Here is a 17,338-nt window from a genome sequence, read left to right as displayed (position 1 = left end):
CTTCTGCCCCGGCTGCCAGCACGGCACTATCCATCGGCTGGTCGCCGAGGCGATGGACGCCTTCGGCGTGCAGGATCGCACCATCGGGGTCGCTTCGGTCGGCTGCAGCGTCTTTCTCTACGGCTATTTCGATATCGATGTCGTCGAGGCACCGCACGGGCGGGCGCCGGCGGTGGCCACCGGGGTCAAGCGGGTGCAGCAGGACAAGATCGTCTTCACCTACCAGGGGGACGGCGACCTGGCCGCCATCGGCACCAGCGAAATCATCCATGCCGCCAACCGGGGCGAGGAGATGACGGTGATTTTCGTCAACAATACCACCTACGGCATGACCGGCGGCCAGATGGCGCCGACCACCCTGCCGTCGCAGAAGACCTCGACCTCGCCTTACGGGCGCAATGTCAACACGGACGGCTACCCGATCCGGATGGCCGAGCTGCTCAGCAACCTCGAAGGGGTGACCTATTCGGCCCGGGTGTCGGTTAACTCGCCGAAAAATATCCTGCAGGCCGCGCGCGCCGTCAAGAAGGCCTTCGAAGTGCAGGTCAAGGGGCAGGGTTTTTCTTTTGTCGAGGTCCTGTCCGCCTGTCCGACCAACTGGGGAATGGATCCCCTCAAGGCGAACGCCCGGGTCGAAAGCGAGATGATCCCTTATTTTCCGCTGGCGACCTTCAAGGATTCCACCGCGTCCTGAACGTCTGCAGTTTACGGAGACAGATAATGAACTACGATGTATTCATGGCCGGATTCGGCGGCCAGGGCATTCTGCTGATCGGCAACCTGCTCGCCTACGCGGGGATTATCGAAGGCCGCAACGTTTCGTATTTTCCCGCTTACGGGGTCGAAAAGCGCGGCGGGGCGGCAACCTGCACGGTGGTGGTGGCCGATGAGGAGGTCGGCTCGCCGGTCATCGGCAATCCCGGCGCCGCCCTGCTTCTCAATCCCCTCTCCATGGAGAAATATTTCAGCAGGGTGCGTCCCGGCGGTCTGTGCATCATCAACAGCTCTCTGGTTGATGACGACGGCGCTGGTCGCGACGACATCCAGGTTGTGCGCATCCCGGTCAACGACATGGCGCTCGAGCTCGGTGACGCCCGCCTGCTCAACATGATCACCATCGGCGCTTACGCCGAATTGTCCGGCGCGGTGTCGCTGGACAGCTTGAAGAGTGCCCTGAAAGAGGTGCTGCCGGAGCGCAACCATCGCTTCATCCCGATGAACGTCGAGGCGATCGACCGGGGCGCCGCCTTTGCCCGTGAGGCCGCCGGCCAGGCCGCCTGAGCCAGGTATTGAGCATCGCTGCGCCTGCCTTGCCACCACCGGGCGCATGAAAAGACCTTAAGTAAATAAGGCCTTTCCATGCGCCCGGTTGTCGTTTATGATTCAGCTCGTTTTTTTATTGCAACCACAGGTGCTGCCATGAGCAAGATCGAATTCATCAAGCTGAAAAAGCCCGAGAAGGCCCGGCATCTCTGCGAGCTGGCCGACGAATTTTTCGCTGGCGGCCGGCGGGTGCTGATCACCGTCATGGACGACAACCAGGCGGTAACCCTCGATCGCTTCATGTGGACCTGGCAGAAGGGGTCGTTTATCCCCCATGCATGCGATAATGGTGCGGTCGACTGCCTGGAGGAGCCGGTGGTGATCGGCACCGAGGAGCGCAATCCGAACGGTGCCCGGGTGCTGATCATGGGACGTCCCTGTTCCCTGGCTTTCCTTCGCCAGTTTGAGCAGGTCATCGATTTTGCCGAGGTCTACGACGATGATCTGGCGGCGGCGGCACGTCTTCGTTTTTCCAGGTACCGGGAGGCCGGTTTTGAACCGACCATGCGTTAACCGGGGCGGCCGCGGCAGTATCATCCGGGTGCCGGGAACGGTGCAGCTCGAACAGGCCACACCGCTTCCGCCGGAGGCCGTGGCGGCGCTCGCCTGCTGGGAGCCCCGCGCCGGCGAGATCTTCACCCTGGTCGATTCGTGCCGGATGTTCTACCGGGCCCGGCTGGCCGAGCTGGGGCCGCAGCAGGCGACGGTCGTGCCCTTTCAGCACTTTGTGCAGCCGCCGGAAAGCCCCGTTGAAATCGTCGTCTACCAGGCGCTGCCCGAAAAAGAGCGCTTCGAGCTGATTCTGCAGAAACTGACCGAGACCGGTGTCTGCCGGATTGTCCCCTATGCTTCCAGCCGTTCGATTACCCTCGACGAGCGCGATGCCGGGCAGAAGAAATCCCATCGCTGGCCCGAGGTGCTGCTGCGGGCGGCCCGGCAGTGCCGGCGGGCGATGATCCCCGAGCTGGCGCCGGTGCTGGGCTGGGACGAAATGCTCAAGGAGGCCGCGGCGGCCGACTTGCGGCTGATGTTTTACGAAGGGGAAACCTGCTGGACCTTCAAGGAGGCGATCCGCGGTCAGCGGCCCGACCGGGTGGCCCTGCTGGTCGGGCCCGAGGGGGGCTTCGATGCCGCCGAGGCGGCACAGGCGCAGGCGGCGGGCGTGCTGCCGGTCTCGCTTGGCGGGCGGATTCTGCGTACCGAAACGGCCGCCATTCTCGGCGCGGCCATGATACAATTTTCCCTGGGAGATCTGGGATGACCCCAACAACATTCGACAACCTGTCTTTGGCTAACGTCGCCGTGGTTCTGGTCGAGCCGCAGGGGCCGCTCAATATCGGCTCGGTCTGCCGGGCCATGATGAATTTCGGTTTTTCCGACCTGCGCCTGGTCAACCCGAGCGCCGACCCCCTCGCCGAAGAGGCCCGGTGGATGGCGGTCAAGGCCGGGGCGCTGCTCGAGCAGGCCAGGGTCTTTCCCGACCTGGCCACGGCCCTGGCCGATTGCCAGTTGGCGCTCGGAACAACCCGCCGGTTTGGCAAGTACCGGGAAGAGTTCCTGCATCCCGATGAGGCGGCCCGGCATCTCCTCCCGCAAACCGAAGTTGGCAAGGTGGCCCTGGTCTTCGGCCGCGAGGACAAGGGCCTGCTGACCTCGGAGCTCGATCTCTGCCAGCGCTTCATCACTATTCCGACCAGCGACGAACTCCCTTCGATGAACCTGGCGCAGGCGGTTTCCCTCTGCCTGTACGAAACGTCCAAGACTCTTGGCGAACTGCGCGGCAAAAGCCATGGGCGCAAGAAGCTGGCTACGGGAGACGTTCTTGAAGGGATGTATGCCCACATGAAGCGGACCCTGGTGGACATCGGGTTTCTCGACAGCCAGAATCCCGATCATATTCTGCGCAGTTTTCGGCGCATTTTCGGGCGTTCCGGGCTCAACGACCGGGAGGTGCGCATTCTGCACGGCATGTTGCGCAGCATCGACTGGGTTGATTCCGAACGCAGAAAAGGCAAGCAGGGCGAATAGGGGACTGCGCGGTCGCTTCGCTGCACAGAATCCTCTTTGGCATTAACCGCAACGGGATCCCATTATGGAACACTGCCTTCGTACCGAACATCTGGCCAACGGCGTCCGCGTTGATTTCATCGACCGTTCGAACCGCTATTTCGGGGATTATCACCGTCTCAGGGTCGAGGTCCGCTGCCGGATCGCCGTAACCCCGCAGCTCTTTGCCGCGACGGCCGACCCCTGCGCCGAAGCTGACCGCGTGCGCAGCCGTCTTGGCGACGAAGTTCTCTGGGTTCGTCACCTGGAGCGGATGGGGGTCGCCGGCGGCGATCTGGAAATGGTTCGCAGCGAGATGATCGACTCTTTCGTTAAAAGCAGTTTCTCCTACCTGCAGAGCCATGAGTTTCCCATTCGTTTTGTTGCCATCGAGATGGTCGAACGCCAGAACAAGACCCGTCCTTTCAGGCTGGTGAAATGATCGACCTGCTCCGTATCGACAGCCTGGCCTACGGCGGCAACGGTGTCGGCCGCCATGAAGGCAAGGCCGTATTCGTCCCCCATACGGCTCCAGGAGACCTGCTGCGCTGCCGGGTGACCCGTGAGAAAAAACGCTACGCCGAAGCCGACCTGACCGAGCTGGTGGAGCCGTCGAGTCTGCGCCGCACGCCGCCGTGCCCGGTGTTCGGCCGTTGCGGGGGGTGTCAGTGGCAGCACCTGCCTTATCGGGAGCAGGGGGAGTGGAAGGAGCGGATCTTTCGCGATACCTTGGTGCGACAATGTGCGCTGCCGGCGGAAAAAATCCTCCCGCTGGCCGCGGCGCCCGATGAATGGGGGTACCGCAGTCGGGTCCAGTTCAAATGCCGGCAGACCGAAAACGGTTTTGTCATGGGGTTTTACCGCCGCGGCAGCCACTTCGTGATCGATGTGGAGCACTGTCCGATTGCCGCTTCGGCCATTAACGAGGCGCTGGCCAGTTTTCGCGGCTGGCTTGCGCATTCTCCCTGCCCCGAGCGGGTTCCCCAGGTTGACCTCGCGGTCGATGACGAGGGGCGGGTGCGGGCTGTTGTGCATGTGCTGGACGGGCAGGCGGATGTCCTTGCGAACTATCTGCGGCCGCTGGTCACCGAGGCCGGTTATGCCCTGTTTCTTCAGGCCGGCCGCAAGGATATCCTGCTGCATGTCTCCGGTGAGTCCGATCTGCACATCCGCCCGCTGGCTGATTCCGGCCTGCGTCTGGCCTACGGCCCCGGAGGGTTCGCCCAGGTCAACCTGGAGCAGAACCGGCGACTGGTCGCCGCCGTTCTCGGTGCCGTCGCGGGGGAACGTCCACGGCGGATCCTCGATTTGTGCTGCGGGATGGGCAACTTCTCACTGCCGCTTGCCGGGATAGCCGACGAGGTGTTTGGCGTTGAGGACTATGCCCCTTCCATTGACAAGGCCCGGCAGAATGCCGCCGCCAACCTGGTTGAAAATGCCCGCTTTCATGCTCGGCCCGCCGAGGGAGCGTACGCGGCCCTGGCCGGCGGCGGGTTCGACCTGGTGGTGCTCGATCCGCCGCGTACCGGCGCTTACCAGGTGGCTCGCGAACTGGCGGCTGCGCGGCCTTCGCGTATTGTCTACGTCTCCTGCGATCCGCCTACACTGGCCCGCGACCTGGTTCCTCTGCTGCACGCCGGTTTTCGGGTCCAGTGGTCCCGCCCGGTTGACCTGTTCCCCCAGACCTATCACACCGAAAGTGTCACTTCGCTTGTTCTGCCGGAATAGAGAGTTTCTGGTATACTGATAATTCTGAATTTAACCTGCTTTTTCCTGGAGGCTTTATGACGCAAAAGCTGCTTGGTTTCATTGTAGCCGGTCTGATGATGCTGCTTACGGCATGCGCTGTGTCGCCTCCGGTGCCCGGCACCCGGCTGGCGGTGGGGGCCGATTTGTCGATCGGCATTGATATTCCGTCCGAAAAATGGCTGGTCGCCGCAGAAGCACCGGCTTTTCTGGTCGAAGAGATGGCTGAACATGTGGCCCATGACCTCGAAGCGCAGGGCAGGGAGGCCGATAGCGCCACCATTGAGCGAGCGGTCGCAAAACGGATGGCTGCCAACGAGCATTTCGTCTATAACCCGGTCAGCGGCGCTCATATGGAAATCGACTTCAGCCCGCTTGCTCCGGGGGCGGTTCCGCCCTCCCGTGGTTTAGTGGCCGATTCGGCACGTTATGCCGCCGATAGCCTCGGCAGCGAAGAGGGGGTTAGCGCGCTTGCCTACGAGATCGACAGGATGCGTGTTCACGGCGCCGATTATGCCTACGGTCTGCAGGCCAGTTTTCTGAAGCATGACGTGCCGACCCGTTTCTATGGCCTGATCGGATTTGCCGACGCCAGCTGGTTTTTTATCTATTACACCGACGCTGGCGCGGATGGGGATGATTACCCGCAGGCGATGCAGATGATCCGCTCGGTACAGGTCGTGCGCGGTGAACGCCGTTAGATATTTTTTCTTGCAATTGTCATATGGGCATGGTATTAATTCGCTGTTAACTTTGTTCACTATGAAGAAAGTGGGCCTTTGCTCACTTTTTTTATTTAGGGGCTTTAAAGCGTGTCACAGCAGTCATTGGTAGAGCAAATTACAAATATTGTTGTCCCGATCCTCGAGTCCATGTCGATGGAACTGGTCGATCTGGAATACAAGCATGAAGGACGGGACTGGTTCCTGCGGATCTTCATCGATAAAGAGGGGGGCGTGAACCTCGATGACTGTGCGGAAGCCAGTCGCGAGATCGGCGCCGTCCTTGAGGTCGAGGACATTGTCCGCACCGCCTACCGGCTTGAGGTTTCGTCGCCAGGTATCGATCGCCCCCTTAAGAAGGTTCAGGATTTTGAGCGGTTTGCCGGCAGCCTGGTTAAGGTGAAGACCTATGAGAGTCTTGATCCCGATCAGCGCGGGCATGCCCGCAAGACCTTTGTCGGTACGCTGTTGGGAATCGAGGGCGGACTTGTCCGTATTGAGCAGACAGATAAAAAGGGCGGTGTGGTCGAGCTTCCTTTAGAGGGGATTGCCAAGGCCAACCTTGAGTACGAGTTTTAATTCTAATCAATACGAGCGGTGCTTTCGGTTGTCTGTTGCCGAAATGCCGGGGGTGGAAACCCTGAGCTTAATGGATATAGGGGGACGTTTGGATGGTCACGAATCTTAATCATATTATCGACCAGGTTGTTAAGGACAAGGGGATTGACAGGGCCGTTCTTGTTGAGGCCTTGGAATCCGCCGTTCTCTCCGCGGCCAACAAGAAGTACCGCAATACCCGAGACCTTGAAGCTCACTACAACGATGAATTGGGTGAGGTAGAGGTTTTTGAATTTGTCACCGTGGTAGATGAGGTTCAGGATTCCTACAAGGAGATCGATCTCGTAGAAGCTGCCGAAATCGATCCCGAGGTCGAGGCCGGCGATTCTCTCGGTATGAAGCTCGATGCCAGCAATTTCAGCCGCATCGCTGCCCAGACCGCCAAGCAGGTGATTATTCAGAAGGTTCGCGAGGCTGAGCGGGAGGGCGTATTTAACGAATTCCAGGATCGTGTCGGCGAAATGGTCAACGGCATTGTTCGCCGCTATGAGCGCGGCGACCTGATTGTCGATCTCGGCCGTGCTGAAGCGCTTCTGCCCCATCGTGAGCAGGTGCCCCGCGAGAATTATCGCCAGGGGGACCGGGTCAGGGCCTATATCTCCGAAGTCAAGATGTCGACCAAGGGGCCGCAGATCATTCTGTCCCGCACCCATCCGGGTGTGGTCGCGGCACTCTTTCACTTTGAGGTTCCCGAAATTGCCGAGGGGATTGTCGAAATCAAGGCAGTGTCCCGAGAGCCCGGCAGCCGTGCCAAGATTGCCGTGGTTTCCCATGACCCCGATGTCGATCCGGTCGGTGCCTGCGTCGGCATGCGCGGTTCGCGAGTGCAGAATGTTGTATCGGAACTGCGTGGCGAGAAAATTGACATTATTCCCTGGACTCCCGATACGGCCCGGTTTGCTTGTGCAGCACTGGCGCCCGCCGAGGTCACCCGGGTCTACGTTGATAACGACGAGCAGTCCCTTGAAGTTATCGTTCCCGACGACCAGTTGTCGCTGGCTATCGGGAAAAAGGGGCAGAACGTGCGTCTTGCCGCCAAGTTGACCGGTTGGAAGATCGATATCAAGAGCGAAACCCGTGCCGCTGAAATCGAGCTTGAAGAAGCCACGGCTGCGGACGCCGGCGAGGGGGAGGGCGCTGAACCGGAGCAGCCTGAGCAGCTGACCGATCAGTATACGCGGGATGAGTTGTACGAGATGGCCAAAGGGTACGATATCCCCGGTCGCAGTTCCATGACCAAGGATGAACTCGCGCGTCAGGTGGCCCAGTTTGCGGCCGAAGCCGAAGCCGGCGCGGCCGATGTGCCCGCTGAAGAGGAGTAAAGACGCCGGGATGCCGTCCGCGGGCCACAAGCCGCAGCGAACCTGTCTCGGTTGTCGGCAGTCTTACGACCAGCAGGGCCTGGCTCGTTTCGTCCTGTCCCCTGCTGCCGAGGTTTTGGTCGATTACCGTTCCCGTTTGCCGGGGCGCGGTGCTTATACCTGCCTGAACCTCGATTGTCTCGAGCAGGCCGTTAAGCGGCGGCAGTTTCAGCGGACCTTCAAGTCTCAGGGACTGCAGGTCTCCTTCGAACAGCTGAAGCAGGCTCTGCTCTCAAGTATCGAGCAGAAGATTGTTAATCTTCTGGGGATGGCAAGGAAGTCCGGAGTGGTGGTTTCCGGCAGCAATATGATTCTGGATGCCTTGACGGGTTCCGAGACGTTGGCGGTGGTCATACTTGCTCATGATGTCTCAGAGGGGATCGGCGGCAAGGTGGCCCGTTCCGCGGCAGCCAGGGGCATACCCGATTTCCAGTTGCTGGACAAGGAAGCTCTCGGCAGGATGCTGGGCAAGGAAGAACGCAGTGTGGTCGCCTTGAAGGTAGGGCCATTGGCTGAATCAGTTAAGACAGAAATGTCACGATATAAGAAGATAGCAGGGGAGATTTGATGGGAAAGACAAAGGTATCCGAGTTAGCACAAAAGCTGGGACTCGACAGTAAGGTGGTCATCGACCGTCTTAAGCAGGCCGGGATCGAAGTGAAGTCCCATGCGAGCGTGATCGAGGAGGAGGATCTCCGTAAGTTCGAGGCCGCATCCGCACCTGCCGAAGAGAAGGTCGAAGAGGAACGGATCAGCACCGGGATCATTCGCCGCCGCCGCAAGGAGGTCAAGTCTTCCGCTGATGCCGCTGCCCCTGAGGGCGACGACTCCGAGGCGCCTGATGACGTCGTGATCGAAAAGCCGGTGGCCGCGCCGGTGATGGCTGAGAAGAAAGCGGAGCCGGCACCCCCTGCCGCCGTCGCCGCTGAGCCTCCGAAGCCCTCAGTTCCTGTTGCCGAACCCGTTGTTGAAACGCCTGCACCTGTGGCTGCGGCGGAAAAGGTGCCGGCCCCTGTCGAGCCGGTCGCTGCCGCCGAGGTCGAGGTAGCGCCTGCCGCGCCTGAAAAAACCGAGGAAGCGCCACTTTCCCCTCCGAAAGCCGAAGTTGCTGCGGCTCCGATCGTCGAGAAGAAAGCCGCGGAGAAACCCAAGCCTGAAAGCCGGCCCGGAAAAACGGCCGTTATCATCAAGGACCATGAAATGCACAAGGCGACGCCGTCGCGGGCTAAAATCCTCGGCCGTGTCGAATTGCCGAGCACCGCTCCGTCTGGACCGCGCGGACGCGATGCGGGCCGAGGCGAGCGCCCTGCCGGTGATCCCGGCGCCGGTCGGCGAGGTGCTCCGGTTCGTCAGGATCGCCCTGCGGGTGGACCTGGCGGCGCAGCCCGTCCTGGTGGACCTGGCGGCGCACCCCGTCCTGGTGGACCTGGCGGCGCACCCCGTCCTGGTGGCCCGCCTCGCGGCGGCGCCCCCGGTGGACCTGCTGGCGCATCCCGTGGTCGCGGACCCTCGATGCCTCCTGCTACCGACGCCGAGCCGTTTCCGGCAAAAGAGGCTCGTGGCGGAAAGAAGAATAAAAAAGGGAAGGGCGCCGATTACAGCGATTCAGCTGCTGCGGGCGACGGCCAGAGACGTCGTCAGCGCCGCGAGGTGTTCGAGCCTGAGCGCGGCGACAAGATGCGCCGTGGCCGTAAGGGGGCCAAGCCGATCAAGAAAACCGAGGTCACGGTTTCCAAGGCGATCAAGCGCATTATCCGGATCAGTGATGTCGTCACCGTCGGTGAGCTCGCCAAGCGTATGGGGGTCAAGGCCAACGATCTGATCAAGGAGCTCATGCGTCAGGGCACCATGGTGACGATCAACCATCCCCTCGATTATGAGACCGCCGCGCTGCTGGCAACCGAGTTCAATTACGAAGTCGAGAACGTCGCCTTTGACGAGGAGACGGTGCTGGAGCATTCCAGTATTCGCTCCGGAGTTACGGAGAATCCTGAAGACCTGCAGATGCGCCCTGCGGTGGTTACCATCATGGGGCACGTTGACCACGGCAAGACCAGTCTGCTCGATGCTATCCGCACCACCAACGTCACCGATGGTGAGGCCGGCGGCATTACCCAGCATATCGGTGCCTACGAGGTCGAACTGGACGGCAAAAAGATTTCCTTCCTCGATACTCCCGGTCACGAAGCCTTTACCGCCATGCGTGCTCGCGGTGCCAAGGTCACCGACATCGTGGTACTGGTGGTGGCCGCTGACGATGGCGTCATGCCGCAGACCAAGGAGGCGATCAATCACTCCAAGGCTGCCGGGGTACCGATCATCGTTGCCATCAACAAGATGGACAAGCCCGATGCCAACCCCGATCGGGTCAAGCAGGAACTGACCGAGTTCGAAATGCTGCCTGAAGAGTGGGGTGGTGAAACGATTTTCGTCGAGGTTTCGGCCAAGCAGCGCACCAACCTGGATCAGCTGCTCGAAATGATCCTGCTGCAGGCCGAGGTGATGGACCTCAAGGCCAACCCGAACAAGCGGGCCAAGGGTGCCATCGTTGAAGCGCGAATCGACAAAGGGCGCGGTCCTGTGGCCACCGTGCTGGTGCAGGAAGGGACTCTGCGGGTCGGGGATCCGATCGTTACCGGAATCCACTACGGTCGCGTCCGGACCATGATCGACGATCGTGGCGGTCGGGTCGAAGCGGCCGGTCCGTCCTGTCCTGTTGAAGTAACCGGTCTTACCGGGGTGCCTGAGGCTGGTGATTCTTTCCATTCCGTCGAGGACGACAAGACCGCCAAGGAAGTCGCTCAGCACCGTGCCCAGAAAATCCGCGAGGCGGAACTGGCCAAGCACAGCAAGATCTCCCTCGAGCAGTTGTACGCCCGGATCAAGGGCGGCGATGTCAAGGAGCTCAAGGTCATCATCAAGGGCGACGTGCAGGGCTCTGTCGAAGCGGTCAAGGATTCGCTGCTCAAGCTCGCTACCGAGGCCTGCCGCCTGGTGGTCATCCATACCGCGGTCGGCGGCATCATCGAGAGCGACATCACCCTGGCCTCGGCCTCCGATGCCATCGTCCTCGGCTTCAATGTTCGGCCTGAGCCCAAAGCCATGCTTCTGGCCGAATCCGAAGGGGTTGATATCCGCCTGTACAACATCATTTACGATGCGGTGGCAGACATCAAGGACGCCATGGAAGGCCTGCTGGCTCCGACCCTTCGCGAGAAGCACCTGGGCCGCGCCGAGGTTCGCGAGACCTTCAGCGTGACCAAGGTCGGGACCATCGCCGGCAGCTACGTGATTGACGGGAAGATCGTTCGCGGCGCCGGTGTGCGCCTGGTACGCGACAACGTGGTCGTCTGGGAAGGGAAGATGAGCTCCCTCAAACGCTTCAAAGACGATGTCAAGGAAGTCGCCACCGGCTACGAGTGCGGCATTGGCCTGGAAAACTATAACGACCTCAAGGTTGGCGACATAATCGAAGCCTTCGAGATCGAATCGATCAAAACCACCCTTTAACAGAGGGATGTGCGGATGGTCGTCGGGGTTATGCAGCTGGAAATCCTGCTTCATGCGCCGCTGAGTCTCAAAGAAAAGCGTGGCATGGTGAAAAAGATACTCGGACGCTGCCGGGCCCGCTTTCCGGTTTCCTGCGCGGAAACCGGCAGCCACGACCTCTGGCAGCGTTCGCATCTCGGGTTCACCATGGTGCACCATGACGAAGGGGCGATGCATTCGACTTTTGATAAAATAGTCGACGAGGTAGAGCAGACCGGTTTTGCCGAAATCATCGATCGTTTTGTCGAATTCATTCACTACTGACAGGGAAACTGCTTGGAATCACAACGGTCACATCGCGTCGGAGATCAGATCCACAAAGAAATCTCGGCGCTGCTAATCAAGGGTCTCAAGGATCCCAGGGTCGGATTCGTTACCATAACCGCGGTCGAAGTGACTTCCGACCTGCGCATGGCTAAGATCTTCTTTTCCGCCATGGGGTCGGAGAGCGAAATCAAGAATACCGAAAAGGGATTGAAGAGTTCCGTGCCTTTCTTGCGTCGTGAGCTGGCCAAACGCTTGCGCCTTCGCTATACCCCGGAGCTGGTATTTCAGTTTGACAGTTCGCTGGCCTACGGCAACCGCATCGAAACGCTGCTTCGGCAGGTTCAGACAGAGCATACGGATGATCAGGACGATTCTGGAGAAAATTGACGCCGGGCAGACTTTTCTGGTGGCTTCCCACGAAGGTCCTGATGGTGATGCCATGGCATCGACCCTGGCCCTGGTGAATTTTCTGCGTGAATGCGGCAAAGACGTCGTCGCCTATAATAAGGACGGCGTGCCCAAGGATTTCGATTTTCTCCCTGGAGCTGAAACCCTGGTCGATTGTCTCGATCCGGATGCTGTTTTCGATGTCGGTTTCGTGCTGGATGCCGGGGAGCTGCGCCGCGCCGGGCTGCACCTCAAGGATGCCTGTCGCAGCCTGGTCAATATCGATCATCATCCCCACTCGGAGGATTTCGGCGACGTCTATTACGTCGACATCTCGGCCAGCGCCACCGGCGCCATGATCTACCGGATCATCAAGGAGTCCGGGCGGCCACTTTCCCTCGATGTGGCTCTCTGCATCTATACGGCCATTCTTTCCGATACCGGTTCGTTCCGTTATTCCAATGCCGATCCCGAAGCGTTCACCGTGGCCGCCGAGATGGTAGCGCGCGGCGTCAGTCCATGGGATGTCGCATCCGGTTTGTACGAGAGCCAGGAAGAAAAACGTCTCCGCCTTCTGGCCATGGCCCTGGCGACGCTGACGGTTTCCGGTTGTGGCCATTATGCTTCGGTGAGTGTCACCAGGGAAATGATGGAGCAGTCTCAGGCCGGACCTGAGCACACCGATGGGTTTGTCAATTACCCCCGCTCGGTGCGCGGGGTCGAGGTGGCTATCTTTTTCCGCCAGGTCAGTGAGCAGGCGTTCAAGGTCGGCTTCCGCTCCAAGGGCCGGATCGATGTCGGCTCCTTGTCCCGTGAATTCGGCGGCGGTGGCCATCATAACGCTGCGGGGGCCGTGGTTGAAGGTTCCCTGGAACAGGTTCGTAACACGGTTTTTTCCCGTCTCGACATGCTTCTGGCCTGATTGATGGACGGATTGCTGGTCATTGATAAGCCGGGCGGCGTCACTTCCCATGACGTAGTGCGGCAGGTTCGCCGCTTGTGCCGGCAGCGGCAGGTCGGTCATGCAGGAACGCTCGATCCCATGGCGACCGGCATTCTGGTGGTCGGGGTCGGTGAGGCGACACGGATTATCCAGTTTCTGATGGTTGGCGAGAAAACCTATCGCGCCACGCTGAAGCTCGGTGAAAGCACTGACACCCAGGATGCCGAGGGGAACGTACTCGTGCAGCGCAGCTTTGACGCGATTACGGCGGATGCCATCGAATCGGCCTGCCAATCTTTTGTCGGCACCATTCGTCAGCTGCCTCCCATGTTCTCGGCATTGAAGAAAGATGGCGTGCCGCTGTATAAGCTGGCCCGACAGGGGATCGAAATCGAGCGGGAGGCCCGCGAGGTTACCGTCCATCGGATCCAGGTTGAAAAGATCGACTTGCCTTTTGTGACTTTGGTGGTTGACTGTTCGAAGGGCACTTACATCCGCACCCTGGCCCATGATATCGGTGAAATGCTCGGATGCGGGGCTCATCTGACCGCCTTGCGCCGTACGCGCAGCGGTTGTTTCAACGAGACGGACTGCATCCGACTCGAAGATTTCGTCGATGCGCCAGACCGCTTGCCCCTGTTGTCCCTCGAGCATGGACTGCGAGATTATCCCTCCTTCGAAGTGTCGCCGGAGGCAGCCGCGCGGCTGCGCAACGGTATCCCGCCGTCGGCGGACGAGGTTTCCGGCCTGCCGTTGCCCGATGCCGGCAGCACCGTGCTGCTGCTTGATGATGGCAACTTGCTGGCGGCGGCCCGTTTTGCCCCTGGCCGCGAAAATGAAAGACGTGGCGACTTCGAACTGATCCGGGTTTTTCTTCGCGCTGCAGCGGCGCGATAGAGCCTTTACAGCATGCGGATTTTGTGATAAAAAGTCCGATACTTTAACTTAAGACCAGGAAACATCTTGGCGTATTAGATTGAAAGGAGATGGCACAGTGCTGGCCACAGAACTTAAGCAGGAAATTATCGACAAATTCAAAACCCACGAGGGGGACACCGGTTCTCCCGAAGTTCAGATCGCTCTCCTTTCGGGGCGCATCACCTACCTCACCGATCATTTTCGGACCCACAAGAAGGATCATCACTCCCGTCGTGGCCTTCTGAAGATTGTCGGGCAGAGAAGGCGTCTTCTCGACTACCTGAAGAAAAAAGATGTTGAACGCTATCGCGTCATCATCAAGGAACTGGGTATCCGCAGGTAATAACGGGCAGCATGCTCTTCGCGAGGCGGGGAGCCTGCTGCTCTTGTTTTTGGTGAATGACACTGGAGGTTGTCCGGAGAGAGACCCTGTATGTCTGAATGGATATACGGGGTCTGTCTCAGGCCTTCCTCCTTCGTCATTTTTTTGTTAACAGAAAAACAGGCTGAAAAAGTCGCGGCAGGGCCAATGTGCCGGTGCCGTGAAGGAGAAAATCATGGCTTATCAAAAAGTAGAAATTGAATTCAATGGTCAGCCCCTGACCATTGAAACGGGCAAGATGGCCCGTCAGGCCGATGGCGCTGTCGTCATTACCTATGGCGAGACCAAGGTGCTCTGTACCGTCGTTTCGGCAAGAAAAATGCGCGAAGGGCAGGATTTCTTCCCCCTGACCGTCAACTACCAGGAGAAATTCTACGCCGGCGGCAAAATTCCCGGTTCCTTCTTCCGTCGTGAGCGTGGGTCCACCGAGCGCGAGACGTTGATCTGCCGGTTGATTGACCGCCCGATGCGTCCGCTTTTCCCCAAGGGCTACATGTTCGAAACCCAGATCATGCCGACCGTCATTTCGGCCGATATGGTTAACGATCCGGACACCCTCGCCATGGTGGCTGCTTCAGCCGCTGTCGCCATTTCCGATATTCCTTTCGAAGGCCCGATTGCCGCTGTTCGCGTCGGTCGTGTCGACGGCAAGCTGATCGCTAATCCGACCCTCGAGCAGCTGACCCAGAGCGATGTTGAAATTGTGGTTTCCGGTTCGAAAGAAGCGGTCATGATGGTAGAAGGGGAATCCGACTTTCTTTCCGAAGCGGAGATGCTCGATGCCATTTTCTTCGGCCACGAGTCGCTGCAGCCGCTGATCGCGATGCAGACCGAACTGGCCAAACTGGTCGGCTCGGTAAAGCGTGAGTTCATCGTCGCCAAGACCGATCCCGAGCTGGAAGCCAAGGTCACCAAACTGGCCGAAGCCAAGGTTGTCGAGGCGGTCAAGATCCGCACCAAGCAGGAGCGTTATGCCGCCCTGGCCGACAACCGTACCGCGGTTAAGGCCGCGCTTGCTGAAGAGTGCGAAGGACGTGAAGGCGAAATCAGCGCCATCCTCGGTAAGATCGAGAAGCGCGTTGTGCGTCAGATGGTCACCAAGGATCGCATTCGCATCGACGGCCGCGATATGAGCACCATCCGCCCGATCAATTGTGAGGCGAGCCTCCTGCCCCGCGCCCACGGCAGTGCCCTGTTCACCCGTGGTGAGACCCAGGCCCTGGTCGCTGCGACTTTGGGAACCAAGGTCGATGAGCAGCGCATGGACAATGTCCAGGGGATGGATTTTAAAAAGTTCATGCTGCACTACAATTTTCCCCCGTTCTGCGTTGGTGAGACCAGCATGCGCCTCTTCCCCGGCCGTCGCGAGATCGGTCACGGCATGCTTGCAGAGCGCAGCATCACGAAAATTCTGCCTAAGCATGAGGATTTCCCCTACACGATCCGTATCGTCTCCGATGTTCTCGAGTCCAACGGTTCGTCTTCAATGGCTTCGGTCTGCGGCGCATCCCTGTCGCTGATGGACGCCGGTGTGCCGGTTAAAGAAGCGATCGCCGGTATCGCCATGGGGCTGATCAAGGAAGGTGACGCCATCGCCGTTCTCTCCGACATCCTCGGCGACGAAGACCACCTCGGCGACATGGACTTCAAAGTCACCGGTTCCGCCAATGGCATCACCGCCCTGCAGATGGATATCAAGATTTCCGGCGTCACCAAGGAGATCATGACCCAGGCTCTGGACCAGGCCAAGGCCGGCCGCATTCATATCCTCGGTGAGATGTCCAAGTGCCTCGATAAAACCCGTCCCGAGATGTCCAAGTATGCACCGCGCATCACCAGCATCCGGGTTAAAACCGACCAGGTACGCACCGTTATCGGTTCGGGCGGCAAGAACGTTCGCGGCATCATCGAAGCGACCGGCTGCGCCATCGACATCCAGGATGACGGCACGATCCATATCGCTTCCTCTGACGGTGAAGCCGCCAAGCGCGCCATCCAGATGATTCGCGACCTGACCCAGGAAGCCGAAGTCGGCAAGCTCTACAACGGCACGGTCCGCAAGGTCATGGAATTCGGCGCATTCGTCGAAATCTACCCCGGTACCGACGGCCTGGTTCACGTTTCCGAGCTGGCCAAGGAGCGGGTCAAAGCCGTTACCGACGTTCTCAACGAGGGCGACAAGGTTCTCGTCAAGTGCATCGGCATCGACAAGCAGGGCAAGATCAAGCTCTCTCGCAAGGAAGCTCTTGGCGAAAACCTTCCCGAATAAGGCAGGTTGTAAAGCAGAAGATGATTCAAAAAACAACCCTAGATAATGGAATCAGGGTTTTGACCGAACAGATGCCGGGGGTTCACTCAGTGACCCTCGGCGTCTGGGTTTTAAGCGGTTCCCGCAACGAGCCCCCCGAGCAGAACGGTATCTCCCACTTCGTCGAGCACATGCTCTTCAAGGGGACCGAAAACCGCAGCGCCAGGGACATTGCCCTGGAAATCGATTCGGTCGGCGGCGTTCTCAATGCGTTCACCAGTCGCGAATACTGCTGCTTCCACGCCAAGATCCTGTCCGAAAAAATCCCCCTGGCCATCGACCTGCTGGCCGACGCGATCCTTAACTCGGTGTTCGATCTCGACGAGATGGAGAAAGAGCGGCGGGTCATTCTGCAGGAAATCCTCATGCTCGGGGATGATCCGGAAGATCTGGTTCACGATCATTTCAGCCGCAGGTTCTGGCAGGGACATTCCCTGGGAATGCCGATCCAGGGGACCCTGGAAAGCGTCGGAGCGCTTTCGCGCGACACGCTGATGGCCTTTGTCGATGAACATTTTCGCGGAGGAAATCTGCTGGTCTGTGCCGCCGGAAGCCTGGAACACGCGGATATCGTCGACCGGGTGGCGGCAGCTTTCGGCCGGCTGTCTCCTGGCCGTGATGCGGTTGCCAAGGTGTGCCCATTGGGGGAGCGCGGGCTCGATCTGGTTGACCGTGACCTTGAACAGGTCCATTTCTGCCTGGGCACCCGATCCCTTTCCCAGGGCCATCCCGACCGCTTCGCCTCGTTCCTGCTCAATACCATTCTCG

The 17,338-nt window shown here is 59.6% G+C and carries 19 protein-coding genes; all 19 read left to right on the top strand.

Annotated features, from left to right (window positions below):
- Window positions 1–694: thiamine pyrophosphate-dependent enzyme (locus ABYV89_RS06125; RefSeq protein WP_432822058.1), on the top strand; the 694-nt coding region annotated here is incomplete at its 5' end.
- Between the two features lie 26 nt (window positions 695–720).
- Complete coding sequence (locus ABYV89_RS06120; protein ID WP_432822057.1) at window positions 721–1,281, top strand: 2-oxoacid:acceptor oxidoreductase family protein; 561 nt, start codon at window positions 721–723, stop codon at window positions 1,279–1,281.
- Window positions 1,282–1,419: 138 nt separating this feature from the next.
- Window positions 1,420–1,836, top strand: coding sequence for a DNA polymerase III subunit chi (locus tag ABYV89_RS06115; protein WP_432822056.1), 417 nt, complete (start codon window positions 1,420–1,422; stop codon window positions 1,834–1,836).
- The gene (locus ABYV89_RS06110) at window positions 1,817–2,584 is read left to right on the top strand and encodes an RsmE family RNA methyltransferase (protein WP_432822055.1); all 768 of its coding nucleotides are present in this window, start codon (window positions 1,817–1,819) and stop codon (window positions 2,582–2,584) included. Before ABYV89_RS06115 ends, ABYV89_RS06110 begins: the two co-directional genes overlap by 20 nt.
- Window positions 2,581–3,351, top strand: a complete 771-nt coding sequence (locus ABYV89_RS06105) for an RNA methyltransferase (RefSeq protein ID WP_432822054.1) — start codon at window positions 2,581–2,583, stop codon at window positions 3,349–3,351. Before ABYV89_RS06110 ends, ABYV89_RS06105 begins: the two co-directional genes overlap by 4 nt.
- A 64-nt stretch (window positions 3,352–3,415) precedes the next feature.
- On the top strand, window positions 3,416–3,811 hold the full coding sequence (locus ABYV89_RS06100; protein WP_432822053.1) for a hypothetical protein: 396 nt from the start codon (window positions 3,416–3,418) through the stop codon (window positions 3,809–3,811).
- Window positions 3,808–5,097, top strand: coding sequence for a 23S rRNA (uracil(1939)-C(5))-methyltransferase RlmD (rlmD, locus tag ABYV89_RS06095; protein ID WP_432822052.1), 1,290 nt, complete (start codon window positions 3,808–3,810; stop codon window positions 5,095–5,097). Before ABYV89_RS06100 ends, rlmD begins: the two co-directional genes overlap by 4 nt.
- Before the next feature lie 56 nt (window positions 5,098–5,153).
- Window positions 5,154–5,816, top strand: coding sequence for a hypothetical protein (locus tag ABYV89_RS06090; RefSeq protein WP_432822051.1), 663 nt, complete (start codon window positions 5,154–5,156; stop codon window positions 5,814–5,816).
- A gap of 111 nt (window positions 5,817–5,927) precedes the next feature.
- Window positions 5,928–6,416 (top strand): ribosome maturation factor RimP, encoded by a 489-nt coding sequence (gene rimP, locus ABYV89_RS06085; protein WP_432822050.1) that lies wholly within the window; start codon window positions 5,928–5,930, stop codon window positions 6,414–6,416.
- Window positions 6,417–6,508: 92 nt separating this feature from the next.
- Window positions 6,509–7,777, top strand: coding sequence for a transcription termination factor NusA (gene nusA / locus ABYV89_RS06080; RefSeq protein ID WP_432822049.1), 1,269 nt, complete (start codon window positions 6,509–6,511; stop codon window positions 7,775–7,777).
- Between the two features lie 10 nt (window positions 7,778–7,787).
- Window positions 7,788–8,384 (top strand): DUF448 domain-containing protein, encoded by a 597-nt coding sequence (locus tag ABYV89_RS06075; RefSeq protein WP_432822048.1) that lies wholly within the window; start codon window positions 7,788–7,790, stop codon window positions 8,382–8,384.
- Complete coding sequence (gene infB / locus ABYV89_RS06070; RefSeq protein WP_432822047.1) at window positions 8,384–11,326, top strand: translation initiation factor IF-2; 2,943 nt, start codon at window positions 8,384–8,386, stop codon at window positions 11,324–11,326. The genes ABYV89_RS06075 and infB overlap by 1 nt, the downstream gene beginning before the upstream one ends.
- A gap of 15 nt (window positions 11,327–11,341) precedes the next feature.
- Window positions 11,342–11,629 carry a DUF503 domain-containing protein gene (locus ABYV89_RS06065; protein WP_432822046.1) on the top strand — a complete coding sequence of 96 codons (288 nt, stop codon included), beginning with the start codon at window positions 11,342–11,344 and terminating at the stop codon, window positions 11,627–11,629.
- 12 nt (window positions 11,630–11,641) lie between these two features.
- Window positions 11,642–12,019, top strand: coding sequence for a 30S ribosome-binding factor RbfA (gene rbfA, locus ABYV89_RS06060; protein ID WP_432822045.1), 378 nt, complete (start codon window positions 11,642–11,644; stop codon window positions 12,017–12,019).
- Window positions 11,991–12,941 carry a DHH family phosphoesterase gene (locus ABYV89_RS06055; RefSeq protein WP_432822044.1) on the top strand — a complete coding sequence of 317 codons (951 nt, stop codon included), beginning with the start codon at window positions 11,991–11,993 and terminating at the stop codon, window positions 12,939–12,941. The genes rbfA and ABYV89_RS06055 overlap by 29 nt, the downstream gene beginning before the upstream one ends.
- Before the next feature lie 3 nt (window positions 12,942–12,944).
- Window positions 12,945–13,859 (top strand): tRNA pseudouridine(55) synthase TruB, encoded by a 915-nt coding sequence (gene truB, locus ABYV89_RS06050; protein WP_432822043.1) that lies wholly within the window; start codon window positions 12,945–12,947, stop codon window positions 13,857–13,859.
- Window positions 13,860–13,956: 97 nt separating this feature from the next.
- The gene (gene rpsO / locus ABYV89_RS06045) at window positions 13,957–14,223 is read left to right on the top strand and encodes a 30S ribosomal protein S15 (RefSeq protein WP_432822042.1); all 267 of its coding nucleotides are present in this window, start codon (window positions 13,957–13,959) and stop codon (window positions 14,221–14,223) included.
- A gap of 214 nt (window positions 14,224–14,437) precedes the next feature.
- Window positions 14,438–16,531, top strand: a complete 2,094-nt coding sequence (pnp, locus tag ABYV89_RS06040) for a polyribonucleotide nucleotidyltransferase (protein WP_432822041.1) — start codon at window positions 14,438–14,440, stop codon at window positions 16,529–16,531.
- Window positions 16,532–16,590: 59 nt separating this feature from the next.
- Window positions 16,591–17,338, top strand: a 748-nt coding sequence (locus ABYV89_RS06035; protein WP_432822040.1) for a M16 family metallopeptidase, incomplete at its 3' end; no start/stop codon positions are given.

Source organism: Trichloromonas sp., assembly GCF_041583255.1.
Taxonomy (GTDB): domain Bacteria; phylum Desulfobacterota; class Desulfuromonadia; order Desulfuromonadales; family Trichloromonadaceae; genus Trichloromonas.
This window is presented reverse-complemented; position numbering and strand designations above follow the sequence as displayed.